Origin of the sequence: Kineosporia babensis (assembly GCF_021129305.1) — a bacterium.
In the GTDB taxonomy this organism is placed as follows: Bacteria; Actinomycetota; Actinomycetes; order Actinomycetales; family Kineosporiaceae; genus Kineosporia; species Kineosporia babensis.
This window is the reverse complement of sequence record NZ_JAJOMB010000004.1, coordinates 134,527-149,779: the sequence shown is the minus strand read 5'-3', so window position 1 is coordinate 149,779 and position 15,253 is coordinate 134,527. Positions and strand designations below refer to the sequence as shown.

Here is a 15,253-nt window from a genome sequence, read left to right as displayed (position 1 = left end):
CAGCTGAAGGGGGAGGGCATGCCCGTCGTTCGCGCCGCGATCAGTCAGACCACCTGGACCGGTGACAAGGAGTCGATGCTCCTGCGGCACGAGAGGTTCGCCCGGGACGCGGCGGACCAGGGGGCCCGGGTCATCTGCTTTCAAGAGCTCTTCTACGGGCCGTATTTCGGGATCACCGAGGACGCCAAGTACTACGACTACGCCGAGCCGGCCGACGGCCCGGTGGTGCAGCGTTTCGCCGCCCTGGCCGCGGAACTGCAGATGGTGATGGTCCTGCCGATCTACGAGCAGGAGATGCCCGGCGTCTACTACAACACTGCGGTGGTGGTCGAGGCCGACGGCTCGGTGCTGGGCAAGTACCGCAAGCACCATCTGCCGCACCTGGACAAGTTCTGGGAGAAGTTCTACTTCCGCCCGGGCAATCTCGGCTACCCGGTGTTCGCGACCTCGGTCGGCAGGATCGGCGTCTACATCTGCTACGACCGGCACTTTCCCGAAGGCTGGCGCGAGCTCGGGCTGGGCGGCGCCGAGATCGTCTTCAATCCCAATGCCACCAAACCCGGCCTGTCGAACCGGCTCTGGGACATCGAGCAGGCCGCGGCCGCGGCCGCGAACGGGTACTTCGTGGCGGCCCCGAACCGGGTCGGCTCGGAGGACAACGAGTACGGCGATCTGGCCGTCAGCTTCTACGGCAAGAGCCAGTTCCTCGATCCGCAGGGCAACTTCGTCGGCGATCGGGGGAGCGAGACCAGTGAGGACCTGGTGGTGCGGGACCTGGATCTGGACATGATCCGCCAGGTGCGCAACGACTGGCAGTTCTTCCGGGACCGCCGCCCCGACAGCTACACCGCGATAACCAAGCCGTAAGGAGCTCCATGGCAACCACTCTGATCACCGGTGGCCTCGTGGTCGGTGCCACCGGTTCGGCGAAGATGGACGTCCTGATCGACGGCGGGACGATCGCCGCGGTGCTCGCGCCCGGTTCCACGGTGCTCGGCCACGATCTGGCCGCGAGCGTGGATGTGGTGATCGACGCGTCCGGCAAGTACGTGGTACCCGGCGGGGTGGATGCGCACACCCACATGGAGATGCCGTTCGGCGGCACCTTCGCCTCGGACACCTTCGAGACCGGCACCACGGCTGCGGCCTGGGGCGGTACCACCACGATCGTGGACTTCGTGGTGCAGTACCCGGACCAGCGTCCGCTGGAGCAGTACCAGGTCTGGCAGGACAAGGCGGCCGGGAACTGCGCGATCGACTACGGTTTTCACCAGATCCTGTCCGACGTCCAGGACGACTCGCTCAAGGCGATGGACGAGCTGATCGCCGAGGGTGTGACCAGTTTCAAGCTGTTCATGGCCTACAAGGGTGTGTTCCTGTCCGACGACGGGCAGATTCTGCGGGCGTTCCAGAAGGGGTCCGAGAACGGGGCCCTGATGATGATGCACGCCGAGAACGGCGCGATGATCGATGTTCTGGTGCAGCAGGCGGTCTCGGCCGGCAACACCTCGCCCTACTACCACGGGCTGACCAGGCCCTGGCAGGCCGAGGAGGAGGCCACCCATCGGGCGATCATGATCGCCGATCTGACCGGGGCGCCGCTGTACGTGGTGCACGTGTCGGCCAAGCAGGCGGTGGCGCAGATCGCGGCGGCCCGGGACCGGGGGCTGAACGTCTTCGGTGAGACTTGCCCCCAGTACCTGTATCTCAGCCTGGAGGAGCAGCTCGGGGCGCCGGGTTTCGAGGGGGCCAAGTGGGTCTGCTCGACGCCGTTGCGCTCGCGGGCCGAGGGGCATCAGTCACACATGTGGCAGAGCCTGCGCACCAACGACATCCAGATGGTCTCCACCGATCATTGTCCCTTCTGCATGAAGGACCAGAAAGAGATGGGGATCGGGGACTTCTCGAAGATCCCCAACGGGATCGGCTCGGTCGAGCACCGGATGGACCTGATGTACCAGGGCGTGGTCAGCGGTGAGATCACGCTGGAGCGCTGGGTCGAGATCACGTCCACCACACCGGCCCGGATGTTCGGCCTGTACGGGCGCAAAGGGGTGATCCAGCCCGGGGCCGATGCCGATGTGGTGATCTACGACCCGAAGGGCCACACCAGTATCGGGCTGGGCAAGACCCATCACATGAACATGGACTACTCGGCCTGGGAGGGTTTCGAGATCGACGGCCACGTGGACACGGTGCTGTCCCGGGGCAGCGTGATTGTCGACGACGGTGCCTTCCTCGGCCGGGCGGGGCACGGTCAGTACGTCAAACGGGGCTTGTCGCAGTACCTCAGCTGACCGCTGCTGTCTTTCGGGAGGGGAACTGCGTATGGACGTCGGTGTGGTCCTTCAGACGAATCCTCCGGCTGCGCGGGTGGTCGAGCTGGCGCGTCAGGCCGAGCTGCACGGGTTCAGTCACGTCTGGACCTTCGACTCCCACCTGCTGTGGCAGGAGCCGTACGTCATCTACAGCCAGATCCTGGCCGCCACCCGCAAGGTGGTGGTCGGGCCGATGGTGACCAACCCGGCCACCCGGGACTGGACGGTGACGGCCTCGCACTTCGCCACGCTGAACGAGATGTTCGGTAACCGGACGATCTGCGGGATCGGCCGGGGAGACTCGGCGGTCCGGGTGCTCAACGGCAGGCCGACCACGCTGGCCACGCTGCGCGAGAGCATTCACGTGATCCGGGAGCTGGGCAACGGCCGGGCGGTGGAGATCAACGGCGCCACACTGCGTTTTCCCTGGGGCGCGGACTCCCGGCTGGAGGTCTGGGTGGCCGGCTACGGGCCGAAGGCCCTGGAGCTGACCGGTCAGGTCGGGGACGGGTTCATCCTGCAGCTGGCCGATCCGGCGATCGTGGAGTGGACGGTGCGGGCGGTGCGCCAGGCGGCCGAGCAGGCCGGGCGGGATCCGGACGCGGTGACGATCTGCGTCGCGGCTCCGGCCTACGTCGGGGACGACCTGGCCCACATGCGTGACCAGTGCCGCTGGTTCGGTGGGATGGTCGGTAACCACGTGGCCGACCTGGTGGCCCGTTACGGCGAGGGCGGGATGGTTCCGAGCGCCCTGACCGACTACATCAAGACTCGGCAGGGTTACGACTACAACCAGCACGGGCGGGCCGGCAACACGCACGCCGACTTCGTGCCCGACGAGGTGATCGATCGTTTCTGCCTGCTGGGGAGCCCGGCCTACCAGGTCGAAAGGCTGCAGGAGCTGAGGGATCTCGGGGTTGACCAGTTCGCGGTCTACCTTCAGCACGACGGCAAGGCCCAGACCCTGGAGGCCTACGGCGAGGCCGTGATTCCCGCGGTCCGCGAGCTGCCGACGGCCAAGGCGTGAGAGCAGCTTTCGTGGTGCGGCTGCGATCGGTCCTGTACGGCGGCGCGGCCTTGGCGGTGATCCTCCTGCTCTGGGAGGGGTACAAGCTGGTCGGTTCACCGCAGGGCTGGTCGGTGAACGAGGTGCGGCTGCTGCCGCGGGCCGACGACAGCTCGATGCCGCACGTCTGGACGGTGGCCGAGCGCTTCACCCAGCCTGAGATCTCGGCCGAGGGCAGTTCTTCGGTGCTGGTCGCGGTGCTGAGAGCGGCCTGGTTCAGTTTCCGGATCTCGCTGGCCGGCTGGCTCGGTGGGGTGCTGGTGGGCGTTGCGCTGGCGGTGCTGATGCAGCGGTTCCGTACCGCCCGCGATGCGCTGCTGCCGTACGTGGTGATCAGCCAGACGGTGCCGCTGGTGGCGATCGCCCCGGTCGTGGTCGGCTGGGGCGGCCAGCTCGCGGTGCTGGGTCAGCCGTGGCAACCGTGGATGTCGGTGGCGGTGATTTCCGGCTATCTGGCCTTCTTCCCGGTGGCGGTGGGGATGCTGCGCGGGCTGGACTCACCGGGGCCCGCCCAGATCGCCCTGATGCAGGCCTACGCGGCCTCCTGGTGGCAGACCCTGGTCCGGCTGCGGTTACCGGCCAGCGTGGGCCACCTGGTGCCGGCCCTGCGCCTGGCCGCGGCCGCGTCGGTGATCGGCACGATCGTCGCGGAGATCTCCACCGGGACCCGGGGCGGGATCGGCCGGCTGATCATCGAGTACGCCCAGGCGGCCACCGGTGATCCGGCCCGGCCCTGGACCGCGATCGCCGGCGCGGCCGCGCTCGGGCTGGTGGTGGCCGCCCTGGTCAGTGCGCTCGACCTTGCTCTCGCCCGTTTCAACCCGGCAGGTGCCTGATGACCGACCAGAGTGTCGCTGCGGTGAGCCTGACCGGGGTGGACAAGACCTTCGACGCGGGGCGGGCCGGGGCGGTGACGGCGCTCAGCGGGATCGACCTCGCCGTCGCGCCGGGGGAGTTCGTGTCGCTGATCGGGCCTTCCGGCTGCGGCAAGAGCACGCTGATGCGGCTGGTGGCCGACCTGGAACGGCCGAGTGCGGGCACGATCAGCGTGTTCGGCAAGAGCGCTCACCAGGCCCGGCTCGACCAGGACTACGGCATCGCGTTCCAGGCCGCAGGGCTGCTGCCCTGGCGCAGTGTGCGGGCCAACGTCGAGCTGCCGCTGCAGGTGCACGGCATGGGCCGCGCCGGGCGGGCCGCCCGGGCGGACGAGCTGCTCGAACTGGTCGGGCTGGCCGAGTTCGCCGGACACCGGCCGGACCAGCTCTCCGGCGGCATGCAGCAGCGGGTGGCGATCGCCCGGGCTCTGGCCGAACGGCCCCGGCTGCTGCTGATGGACGAGCCGTTCGGGGCCCTGGACGAGATGACGCGGGAGCGGATGCAGGGCGAACTGGTACGCCTGAGCACCCAGACCGGCTGTGCGGTGATCTTCGTGACCCACTCGATCCCGGAGGCGGTCTATCTCAGCGACCGGGTGGTGGTGATGTCCCCGCGACCCGGCCGGATCAGCGCGGTCGTCCCGATCGAGCTGTCTGATCGGAACGAGGACACCCGTGAGGAACCGGGGTTCTTCGCCGCCGTGACCGCTGTGCGGGAGGCTCTCCGGGCCCGCGCCTCGGTGGAACTGTCGTGACCATCGTCCTCGCCACCCGGCGGATCCTCACTCCCGTGCTGGCGGGCGTCCTTTTGCTGGTGTTCTGGCAGTTGGTGGTCGACCTGCGCGACATCCCCGGCTACCTGCTGCCCAGTCCGGAGGCGATCGGAACCCAGGTGCGGCAGAACTTCTCGGACATCCTGACTGCGAGCCGGGCCAGCGGGACCAACGCGCTGGTCGGGCTGCTGGCCGGGATCGCCCTGGCGGTTGCCGCAGCGGTCGTGGCGGTCTGGGTACCGCCGGTCGAACGGCTGCTGACTCCGCTGGCCTCGGCGGTCAGCGCCATGCCGATCGTCGCGCTGGCCCCGGTGCTGTCCATCATGTTCTCGGCCACCAGCGACCTGCCGCGCCGCATCGTGGTCGCCATCGTCGCCTTCTTCCCGGTCTTCGTCACCACCGTGCGCGGCCTGACCCGGATCGAGCAGGTGCACGCCGAGCTGATGCGCAGCTACGCCGTCGGCGGCTGGACCCTGACCCGGCTGGTCCGGCTTCCGGGGGCGGTGCCCTACCTGTTCACCGGAATCCGGGTCGCCGCCTCCCTGGCCGTGATCTCCGCCGTGGTCGCCGAGTACTTCGGTGGCCTGCAGAACGGGTTGGGCAGCCGGATCACCTCGGCCGCCGCCAACACCGCCTATGCCCGGGCCTGGGCCTATGTCGTGGCCGCGATCGGCCTCGGGCTCGTGTTCTACCTCGCCGCGCTCGCTGCTGAGCGTCTGGCGAGCCGCGGTCGTGTCCCGATCTCCTAGACGAGCTGAGGTATACCGTGAGCCCCCGATCCAGGATCTCCCTCGGTGCTGCGCTGGCTGCCCTGGCGCTGACCGCCTGCACCACCACCTCCGGTGGAGTGACCGACACGGCCGGCCCCGAAGGCGGGCCGGTCCCGGTGAAGCTGCAGTTGCAGTGGTTCACCCAGGCCCAGTTCGCCGGCTACTACGCGGCGGTGGAGCAGGGCTACTACGCCGATGCCGGTCTCGACGTGACGATCCTGGAGGGTGGCACCGACATCGTGCCGCAGACCGTGCTGGCCCAGGGGCAGGCCGACTTCGCGATCGCCTGGGTGCCGAAGGCACTGGCCTCGCGCGAGCAGGGTGCCGGGATCACCGACGTGGCACAGGTCTTCCAGCGCTCGGGCACCCGGCAGGTCAGCTTCAAGGACCGGAACATCACCACGGCGGCCGACCTGAAGGGCAAGAAGGTCGGGAACTGGGGCTTCGGCAACGAGTTCGAGCTGTTCGCCGGGATGACCAAGGCCGGGATCGACCCGGGCAAGGACGTGACCCTGGTGCAGCAGCAGTTCGACATGCAGGCGCTGCTGAACGGTGACATCGACGCGGCCCAGGCAATGAACTACAACGAGTACGCGCAGGTGCTGGAGGCCGTGAACCCGGACACCGGAAAGCTGTACACCCCGGATGATTTCAGCACGATCAGCTGGGAGGACGAGGGCACGGCGATGTACCAGGACGCGATCTGGGCCAACACCGAGAAGCTGAGCAGCGATGCGGCCTACCAGGACACCACGGTCAAGTTCGTCGAAGCGAGTCTGCGGGGCTGGGCGTACTGCCGGGACGAGGCCGAGGCCTGCCGGGACATCGTGGTGGCCAAGGGCTCCAAACTGGGTGCCAGCCATCAGCTCTGGCAGATGAACGAGGTGAACCGGCTGATCTGGCCGGCCGAGGGCGGCGCCGGGATGATCGATCAGGCGGCCTGGGACCAGACCGTCAGCATCGCCCAGGACACCCGGAACGCCGAGGGGCAGACCGTGCTGACCAAGGCGCCCGAGGGCGAGGCGTTCACCAACGAGTATGTCAGCCAGGCCCTGGAGAACCTGAAGGATGACGGGGTGGACGTCACGGGCGAGTCGTACTCGCCGGAGACGGTCACCCTCGCCGAGGGCGGGGCCTGACCTCAGCGCTGACCGGGCGTCGCCGGCCCGGTCAGCTCGGGTGCGTGGACCACACGTCGTAGGTGCCGACCCCGCGGTGGGCGTGGATTCCCAGCGCGTAGTACCCAGGAGAAGCGTTGTGAGCCAGCTGTTCTTTCGCACTCTTGGTGGCTGAGCTGGCCACAATCACCCAGGCGGACCCGTCCCACCGGAACAGGTGCAGATCCGGGTCGGTGCCGGCCGTTCCCTGGAGCGTGGCGGTGATGTACCCGCTGTTGGCCTGGTACCAGTTCTTGTCGTCCGGCTCGAAATTCACGTCGCCGACCTTGGCCAGCTGGCCGTTCCACTTACGGGCCAGCAGGTTCGAGGACCCGGCCGGGTCACCGACCACGTTCGGCACGGCCGATGTCAGCAGCACCGAGGCCACGGTGAGCGGAGCGGCATACGGGGCGGCCTGCAGATACAGCGCAGCCAGACCCGCGACATGGGGTGAGGCCATGGACGTGCCGCTGATCGTCTTCGAGGCGGTGTCGCCACCGATCCAGGCCGACACGATCTTCTCGCCCGGGGCGAAAAGATCCACGCACGGGCCCTTGTTGCTGAACGAGGAGCGCTTGTCGTTGACATCGGTCGAGCCGACGGTGACCGTGCCCGGCGCGGACGACGGTGAGTAGGAGCAGGCGTTGTCGTTGAAGTTGCCCGCCGCCACCACGTAGGTCACACCGGACAGGATCGACGTGGTGACCGCGTCGTTGAGCGCCTGGTTGTAGCCGCCGCCCAGGCTCATGTTGGCCACCGACGGCCCGGTATGCGTATACGTCACGTAGTCGACGCCCGCCAAGACCCCCGACTGGGCTCCGTTGCCCTTGCAGCCCAGCACCCGCACCGGCACCAGAGTCACCTGCTTGGCCACCCCGTAGGTGCTACCGCCGATGGTGCCGGAGACATGCGTGCCGTGCCCGTTGCAGTCGGTTGTGCCCCGGCCGTCCGACACCGCAGTGAATCCCGCGACCACCCGCTTTCCGAAGTCCTTGTGCTTGGCCTGGATACCGGTGTCGATCACGTAGGCCGTCACCCCGGAACCGGTCGCGGTGTAGCGGTAGAGCTTGTCCAGCGTTCGCCCGCGCTGGTCGATCCGGTCCAGACCCCAGGACGGAGGCTTACTCTGCCCACTTCTGGGGGTGGTGCTGTCGGACGCGCCGACCACCGGGCCGCTCCGCCTGCCGCTCGGAGCCTTCATCGTTGGCACCGAAGGCTTCGGTTTATCCGTGCCCTCGGCCGAGACCGGAGACGAGGCTTGGACGATACCGTCCGGCACGACGTACGCCACTGTGCGGTCGGACCGCACGGATTTGAGTTGAGCCGGACTCAGGCGGGCAGCGAAACCCCGCAGGGCGTGCGTGTAGACGTGCGTGGTGGCCACGGCGTGCCGCCCGGCGACGTCGGCGCCGCGGCCCGCTTCCTTCAGCACCACGATGTACTGGCCGGTGATCACCGGCCCGGTAGCCCTCTCCAGAGGAGCCTCGTAGGGCGCACTCTGGGCCGCAGCCGTACCGGTCAGGGTGAGCCCGGCGGTGGTGGCCGCGGCGATGATCGCCCGCCTCAGGAAGATCGTGGACATGCTGGTAACCCCGATCAAAGACGTTTCTGGAACGCCTCTGGAAGGTAGTCGCCCCGTCGTCCCAGGAGAACGGGCTACCGGCGGGACTCGGCCGTACGGCCGAGTCCGTGGACGCACCGGTGATCAGTTCGGGTGGCTGGACCACACGTCGCAGGTGCCACCCCCACCAAGCAGTGCACACCTGCATGAACCAGGTGAGCATGTCCTTGATCGAAGCGGGCCACGTCGCAGAAGTCGTCTGTATTGAGGGTGCAGACCTTGGCCTCATGGGCTGCTTGATGCAGAAACCACAACACCGATGCTTCTGCAAAAGGGCGTCAAGGTAATAGGGGAAAGACTTCTTCCCAGCCCGAAAGGCGAGCGTTGGGCAATTTGCGCTTAATCAAAAGCATGGGCGTGAGAAGGTTTTTGGCCGACCTCAAAGTTCTGATCTGAGCAATCTCCAATTCGCGCCAGATTGGTGCCAGGTCACGCGCATCCTCGATGGACACCGGAATCTGGCGAAGTCCGGAATCCACGACTTCGTTGACGTTTGTGATCTGCGCAACGGTAGGTGCAGGAAGCTTCAAAAGGAGGGCGGCGATGAAATTTAGGCGGCGGATGATTCCCTCCTCTGTCGTAAGGACGCCAACCTCTTCGGCTGCCTTCAGGGTACTCATGGAAGCCGTCCAAAGTTGCGCAAGCTCTGCAGGCTTTATTTGATCGGCTACGGAGATCGTTCGAGCCGTGATTAATTGAACGAGCGCCAGATGCTCTTGTTTGTCGATATCTTTGCTGCTGGATTGACGGGAGTCGAGGGCGCGGGCAAGAGTTAGTGGCTTCATTTGTGCAAGTTCGTTCAAGGGAATCATTAAAACCCAATCCCTATTGATGCGGCCGGTGGTTTCCGGACCGGGGAGGCCGCTTCGACCACGCGGAGGACGTGTTCGGGGTGGTGGGGCTGATGCCGATGGTCTCGGACCGGTGCACGGTGACGTTCGGGCGGCGGTTGTTGAGCGAAAGGTCCTGCAGACGTACATCGAAGTCGGTGTCGGCGCTCCAGTCTGGGCCTGTCACTACGTCCAGGGCATTCGCCGACAGGCGGGCCGGACGGTGCTCTGGCGTTCAGGTCGCGTACTGGTCGGCCGTGACCTGCTCATGCGTCCAGGCCGGCGCGACCATCTCAGTGGTCATCCGCACCTCCTGATCGATCGGCTACCCAACGGCACGATACTGCGACGAGTCGTCCGGCTTGACAGATCGCTAGGTACCTAACAGGATTGATTTCCGTTAGGTACCTAGCAAAGCTGCATCGGGTGACCCCGGGTCCACGTCCCATTGCGGGCAAGAGCCTCGCCGACCACTCGTTCAGGTTGCACTGACCCCAGATCGGGGGCGCGATCACGGCCGCTCCGTCGGCCCTGATCCATGCCAGGAGGAATGAAGGAGGTGGTCGAACCATGCTGCTGACCTTGACTCGATTGTATGGTCCCTAGCAATATCTGCCGGTGGTCAGCGAACCGAAACACAGTGAACACAGCGAGCCCGTCGAGCACGACTCGGTCGGCGCCTGGGCGAAGAAGTACTACTTCGCCAGCCGCGCCATGATCGATTCCGTTCTACGGCCCTACAGCTTGGGTTCCACGCAGTGGTACGTGCTGCATCACCTGGCCCATCAGGGCCCGACTCCGCAGCGGGATCTGGTCCGGCTCCTGGACATCGAGCGCGCCAGCATGAGCGGCATCGTCGCGACCCTGGTCCGAAAAGGCCTCATCGGCCAGGAAACTGGTCCAGGCGATCAGCGCCAGCGCATTGTCAGTCTCACGCCTGAGGGCGCACGGCTGTGGGAAGAGCTGCCCAACCCCATCGAGCACATTCTCGCCGTTGCGTTCGCCGGGGTGGATCAGGACGACCTGGCCACCACCCTGCGCGTTCTGCGGACCGCGACTGAACGGCTGAACAAAACCGATTGAACCTCCAGAAAGAAGAACCACCATGACGATTTTGGTCACCGGAGCCACCGGCCTTGTCGGCACCCGCCTTCTGCCGCGCCTGCTCGGCGCCGGACATGACGTGCGGGCCCTGGTCCGAGCCGGCCAGCAAGCTCCTGAAGGCGTCGAGGCCGTCGAAGGCGACCTGCTCGAGCCGGCCTGCCTGGTCGAGGCCACCGAAGGCATCACCGCCGTCGTTCATCTCGCCGCGGTCCTGCGCACCCCTGACCCGGACCTCATCCGGCGGGCCAACATCGAGGCCACCCACAATCTCATCGAGGCCGTCAAGAACCAGTCCCCGCAGGCCCGCGTCATCATGGCCAGCACCGGACTGGTCTACGACCACCAGCTCACCCACCCGGCCCGTGAGGACGACCCCACCAACCCCGCCATGCCCTACCCAGCTGCCAAGGTCGTCGCCGAGAAGGAGCTGCGGGAGAGCGGCCTGACCTGGAACGTCCTGCGCTTCGGATTCGTCTACGGCGACCAGGACGGCCACCTCGAATCAGCGCCGAAGCTGCTGGGTGGCTGGAACTGGCACCCGGCCCAGCCGATGAGCCTGGTTCACCACCGCGACATCGCCACTGCCGTGAATCTCGCCCTGACAGGAGTTTTCGACGGCCGCACGGTGAACATCGTCGACGACCTGCCGACCACCTTGCACGAGATCGCCCAAGTCGTCGGCGCGCACTACCCCGAGTCCGCCGAGCCGGTCACCGACCCCTACACGGGAAGTCTCGACGGCTCCCTGGCCCGCAGCCTCGGCTACGAACCCACCGTCCGCACCGTCTATCAGGCAGCCAAGGACGGCCTGCTGTAGCTTCGGGTGACCGCGTCAATGGCTCAGTACGAAACCTCCGCGGCACTCACCAGCGCCGAACGTAGTCGCGGGTAGTCCAGTTCCTGGTGCAGGGAGTACTGCTCCCCGATCTTGGCGACCTCACAACAGATCGTTGGCGGTGTCGAAGCGTTCTCGGGCCTGCTCGACGTGCGGCAGTACCTCGGTCGTCCACCGCAGTAGCCCGTCGACCAGGATGTTCAGGGTGTCTCCGATGGGCGCGACTCGGTACTCGACCGCAACGGGACGCGTCTCGAGCACGACACGCTCGATCATCCCGTTGCGTTCCAGTCGTCGCAGGGTGGTCGTCAGCGATTTCTGCCCCACCGCGGGGATCGCCCGGCGCAGTTCGTTGAAGCGCATGGGCTGTCCGCACAGTTCGTCGAGCACCCGCAGGGACCATTTGTCCAGAACCTGGTCCAGGAGTTCACGATGCGGTGCCTGGACCTCGAGGAGTTCGGGGTGGGTGGTGTAGTCCATGACACCTAGTCTCGTTGAAACGCCTTTCGGGAACTAGGTACACATGGGGAACCGCACAAGGGAAAGGAACACCATGTCAGTACTTCTCACCACTCCCCCCGGAATGTGGACGCCCGTTCCGTACCACCATGTCTCGATCGGCACCGGATCCCGAACTGTCCAGATTGCCGGGCAGGTCGCCCGCGACACGGACGGGAATGCCGTGGCGACAGGCGATCTGGCCGGCCAGGTCGCTCAGGTTCTGCGCAACACCAAGATCGGGCTGGAGGGCGTCGGGGCGGCTTTCGCCGACGTCACCCGGATGCGGTTCTTCGTGGCCGACTGGCAGCCGGAGAAGATGGGTGACTTCATGGCCGGCATCGAGTCGGTGGCCGCGGAGATCGGCCTTCCGTCCCCGCTGCCGCCGACCTCGCTGATCGGCGTGCAGTCCCTCTACGAACCGGATGTGATGGTCGAGCTGGAGACTGAAGCCGTCCTCGACTGACGGACAACGGGTTCCGTCCATCCTCACAGTGACGATCTGGTCGATGAACAGCTGGCCGGGCCGACAGTGTCGGCCCGGCCTCTCTTCTGTTTGGAGTGATCCGTCGCCTGATGGCGTTGTCGGTCTGGATCGGCGTCACTCGCGGGCAGCCGCCAGGTGCGAGGGATCGGGGATTTCCGCGGGGCGGTTCCGGCGGCGCGCAAGGTGAAAGGTCCCGGCCAGGAATACCATCAGCATCACGAACGCGATGTAGCCGTAGGTGGCGTGCCGCAGGCCGTAGGCGTCGACGGCCAGCCCACCGGCGACGGCGGGAACGCTGAACGCCAGGTAGGAGACGGTGTACAGCACGGAGAAGAGCTGGCCGCGGGCGCTGGCCGGCACGTGGGACAGCGAAGCGACGACTCCGCCGTAGGCCGTGCTGAATCCGGTGCCGGTGAGGAAGAGCCCGACGACGTAGCCGAAGGCCGAGGCCTGAAGGGTTCCGGCGAGCTGAACGCCGAGGCCGATCATCAGCAGTGCCAGGCTGGCCGGCAGCGCAACCGGCCGGCGGCCGCTGGAGATCAGCGCGGTGATCGCTGAGACGAAGAAGAAGGTCGACAGGAGCAGGCCCACGACGGCGACGTTCGTGATCTCGAGAACCTGACGGGCGATGGAGGAACCCAGGGACAGGTTGAGCCCGCCGAGCGCCCAGGTGGCGACCAGAACGGGAACACCGGCGGCGAAAGCGGCCCGAACCTCGGGGTGCACCGACATTCTCGGGGCCATGATGCCGAGGGCTTCTCCCAGAGAGGAAATTCCGCGGCGCGAGGACGTCTCCGGCACCAGGGTCGCAGTTGCGACGATCCCGATGATCAGGAGCGAGACCAGCAGGACGAAAACCAGATGACGAGGAGCGGGTCCGAACTCGACCAGTGCCGCGGTGGCGGCGACACCCAGGCCCAGGCCGAACACCATGGCCGTGGTGTTCACCAGGGCGCCGGCCCGCCGGCTCGGCTGGAGATCGACCACGGTGGCGCTGAGCGTTCCCAGCAGTGCACCGGTGGCCAGGCCCTGGAGGATGCGACCCAGCACGAGCGCGCTCACCCCGCCCGCGGTGGCCAGCACGATCATCGAGATGCCCAGCAAGAGCATCGAAGTGATGAGCACCGGACGCCGTCCGATCTGGTCGGACAGGCTGCCCATGGTGAGCAGGGTGATCAGCATGGCGCCGACGTAGACCGCGAAGATTGCGGTCAGGGTCAGCGCTGAGAACTCCCAGAGTTCCTGGTAGATCGGGTACAGGGGAGACGGGGCGCCCGAGGCGAAGGCGGTGATGACGATCGCCGAGGCAATGACGGCGAAAGCGGTGCCAGAACGGGTTTTTGAGGAGGGCACGGAAGATTCTCCAGGATTGGTGGGGCCCGGCCGGGTGAGGGCCCGGGCGGGGCCTCACCCGGCCGGGCGGGCGGGGATCAGGAATAGATGGTCTGGAGTTCCTGGTAGGGCTGGAGGGCGTCCGGGCCCAGTTCCCGGCCCAGACCGCTCGACTTGACGCCGCCGAACGGGGCACCCGGGTCGACGAAGTAGCGGTTGACGCCGATGGTTCCGGTCCGGACCCGCCGGGCGACCTCCATGCCCAGTTCGAGATTCTGGGTCCAGACCGAACCGCCGAGGCCGTAGTCGGATTCGTTCGCCAGCCGGATCGCGTCCTCGACGTCGGTGTAGGGAGTGATCGTCAGCACCGGCCCGAAGACCTCTTCCTGGGCCAGGGCGGAACGGTTGTCGACGTCGGCGAAGAGGGTGGGTTCGAGGAACCAGCCGCGGTCCCGGCCGGCCGGGCGTCCACCGCCGGCCACCAGGCGTGCGCCTTCGCTGATCCCCTTGGCGATGAAGCTCTCGACCCGCTCCCGGTGGGTCTCGGTGATCACCGGGCCCACCTGGGTCGCGGGGTCCCGCGGATCGCCCACCTTCAGCGAGCTCACGAACCGGGCGAAGGTGTCCACGACCTCCTCGTAGCGCGAGCGGGGAGCCAGGATGCGGGTGGCGATGTAGCAGGTCTGGCCGCTGTTCATCAGGGTGGCGGCGTACAGATCGTCAGCGATCCGGCTGAGGTCCAGGTCGGCGTCCTCCAGGATGATCGCCGCCGACTTTCCGCCCAGTTCGAGCGTGACCGGCCGCAGCAGGCGCCCGGCCGTCTCGGCGATCTGGCGCCCGGCCGGGGTGGACCCGGTGAAGGCGACCTTGTCGACGTCGGGATGCACCACCAGATGGGCGCCTGCCTCCCGTCCACCGGGCACGACGTTGAAGACGCCGTCGGGGATGTCGGAGGCTTCGACGGCCTCCGCCAGCAGCATCGCGTCCAGCACTGACTCCGGCGAGGGTTTGAGCACCACGGTGCATCCGGCGGCGAGCGCGGCTGCGTACTTGAAGGAGGCGAGAATCTGCGGGAAGTTCCAGGGGGTGATGGCAGCAACCACGCCGAGTGGCCGGCGGCGTACCGTGGAGGTGCCGCCGAAGGTGTGGGGCTGCTGCTGCTCGGCCGGGGTGTTGCGGGCCAGGTCGATGGAGTGCCGCAGAACGGCCAGCGGGAACTCGGTTTCGGCCTGGCCAATGGTGACCGGCATTCCGTTCTGCAGGGCCAGACGCTCGATCATGGCCGGTCCGCGGGACTGCAACTCGCGGACCAGGCTCTCCAGAGCCTCGGCGCGGCGGGCCGGGTTCCAGGTGGACCAGCCGGCCGGGTCGTCGAAAGCCTGGCGGGCGGCGCTCACGGCGGCGTCGATGTCCGCCTCCACGGCTTCCGGCACCCGTCCGGCGATTTCGCCGGTGCCGGCCGCGATCACCGTGATGGTGGCATCGCTCGAGGGGAGCGTCCACCGGCCGCCGATGAAAAGCCGTTCGTAATGCAGGAGTTCGGACGTAGTGTCTTCTGAGGGGAGAAGTTCCATGGCTCGAAGGTAA

At 67.1% G+C, this 15,253-nt stretch carries 15 protein-coding genes and 1 pseudogene; 10 read left to right on the top strand and 6 right to left on the bottom strand.

Annotation, left to right across the window (positions count from 1 at the left end):
• The first annotated feature begins 18 nt into the window (after positions 1 to 18).
• Genes LR394_RS09610 through LR394_RS09580 form a run of 7 tightly spaced genes read left to right on the top strand, consistent with a single transcriptional unit; the run spans position 19 to position 6,941 of the window.
• Positions 19 to 867, top strand: a complete 849-nt coding sequence (locus tag LR394_RS09610; RefSeq protein WP_231440331.1) for a nitrilase-related carbon-nitrogen hydrolase — start codon at positions 19 to 21, stop codon at positions 865 to 867.
• Positions 868 to 875: 8 nt separating this feature from the next.
• Positions 876 to 2,297 (top strand): dihydropyrimidinase, encoded by a 1,422-nt coding sequence (hydA, locus tag LR394_RS09605; protein ID WP_231440330.1) that lies wholly within the window; start codon positions 876 to 878, stop codon positions 2,295 to 2,297.
• A gap of 31 nt (positions 2,298 to 2,328) precedes the next feature.
• Positions 2,329 to 3,345 (top strand): TIGR03842 family LLM class F420-dependent oxidoreductase, encoded by a 1,017-nt coding sequence (locus tag LR394_RS09600; protein ID WP_231440329.1) that lies wholly within the window; start codon positions 2,329 to 2,331, stop codon positions 3,343 to 3,345.
• A gap of 11 nt (positions 3,346 to 3,356) precedes the next feature.
• Positions 3,357 to 4,220 (top strand): ABC transporter permease, encoded by an 864-nt coding sequence (locus LR394_RS09595; RefSeq protein WP_231440328.1) that lies wholly within the window; start codon positions 3,357 to 3,359, stop codon positions 4,218 to 4,220.
• Positions 4,220 to 5,014, top strand: coding sequence for an ABC transporter ATP-binding protein (locus LR394_RS09590; RefSeq protein WP_231440327.1), 795 nt, complete (start codon positions 4,220 to 4,222; stop codon positions 5,012 to 5,014). The genes LR394_RS09595 and LR394_RS09590 overlap by 1 nt, the downstream gene beginning before the upstream one ends.
• Positions 5,011 to 5,781, top strand: coding sequence for an ABC transporter permease (locus tag LR394_RS09585; protein WP_231440326.1), 771 nt, complete (start codon positions 5,011 to 5,013; stop codon positions 5,779 to 5,781). The genes LR394_RS09590 and LR394_RS09585 overlap by 4 nt, the downstream gene beginning before the upstream one ends.
• 17 nt (positions 5,782 to 5,798) lie before the next feature.
• Positions 5,799 to 6,941: an ABC transporter substrate-binding protein gene (locus LR394_RS09580; protein ID WP_231440325.1), complete on the top strand. Its 1,143-nt coding sequence runs from the start codon at positions 5,799 to 5,801 to the stop codon at positions 6,939 to 6,941.
• Between the two features lie 31 nt (positions 6,942 to 6,972).
• Here the strand turns inward: LR394_RS09580 and LR394_RS09575 are convergent, their stop codons facing one another.
• The 3 genes and pseudogenes from LR394_RS09575 to LR394_RS43585 all read right to left on the bottom strand — a co-directional run.
• Positions 6,973 to 8,541, bottom strand: a complete 1,569-nt coding sequence (locus LR394_RS09575; RefSeq protein WP_231440324.1) for a S8 family peptidase — start codon at positions 8,539 to 8,541, stop codon at positions 6,973 to 6,975.
• Between the two features lie 317 nt (positions 8,542 to 8,858).
• A complete protein-coding gene (locus tag LR394_RS09570) occupies positions 8,859 to 9,383 on the bottom strand; it encodes a hypothetical protein (RefSeq protein WP_231440323.1) in 525 nt (174 codons plus the stop codon).
• Between the two features lie 27 nt (positions 9,384 to 9,410).
• Positions 9,411 to 9,633, bottom strand: a pseudogene (locus LR394_RS43585) (Uma2 family endonuclease); the annotation flags it as partial.
• A 395-nt stretch (positions 9,634 to 10,028) separates the two neighbouring features.
• Between LR394_RS43585 and LR394_RS09565 the strand changes: the two are divergent.
• On the top strand, positions 10,029 to 10,493 hold the full coding sequence (locus LR394_RS09565) for a MarR family winged helix-turn-helix transcriptional regulator (RefSeq protein ID WP_231440322.1): 465 nt from the start codon (positions 10,029 to 10,031) through the stop codon (positions 10,491 to 10,493).
• Between the two features lie 22 nt (positions 10,494 to 10,515).
• Positions 10,516 to 11,331 (top strand): NAD-dependent epimerase/dehydratase family protein, encoded by an 816-nt coding sequence (locus tag LR394_RS09560; protein ID WP_231440321.1) that lies wholly within the window; start codon positions 10,516 to 10,518, stop codon positions 11,329 to 11,331.
• 120 nt (positions 11,332 to 11,451) lie between these two features.
• Here the strand turns inward: LR394_RS09560 and LR394_RS09555 are convergent, their stop codons facing one another.
• Positions 11,452 to 11,829 carry a winged helix-turn-helix transcriptional regulator gene (locus LR394_RS09555; RefSeq protein ID WP_231440320.1) on the bottom strand — a complete coding sequence of 126 codons (378 nt, stop codon included), beginning with the start codon at positions 11,827 to 11,829 and terminating at the stop codon, positions 11,452 to 11,454.
• 73 nt (positions 11,830 to 11,902) lie between these two features.
• On the opposite strand from LR394_RS09555, the gene LR394_RS09550 reads away from it, so the two are divergent.
• Positions 11,903 to 12,313 (top strand): RidA family protein, encoded by a 411-nt coding sequence (locus LR394_RS09550; RefSeq protein ID WP_231440319.1) that lies wholly within the window; start codon positions 11,903 to 11,905, stop codon positions 12,311 to 12,313.
• A 135-nt stretch (positions 12,314 to 12,448) separates the two neighbouring features.
• On the opposite strand, the gene LR394_RS09545 is transcribed toward LR394_RS09550, so the two are convergent.
• On the bottom strand, positions 12,449 to 13,687 hold the full coding sequence (locus LR394_RS09545; RefSeq protein WP_231440318.1) for an MFS transporter: 1,239 nt from the start codon (positions 13,685 to 13,687) through the stop codon (positions 12,449 to 12,451).
• A 77-nt stretch (positions 13,688 to 13,764) separates the two neighbouring features.
• Positions 13,765 to 15,240 (bottom strand): aldehyde dehydrogenase, encoded by a 1,476-nt coding sequence (locus tag LR394_RS09540; RefSeq protein WP_231440317.1) that lies wholly within the window; start codon positions 15,238 to 15,240, stop codon positions 13,765 to 13,767.
• Positions 15,241 to 15,253: the final 13 nt, after the last annotated feature.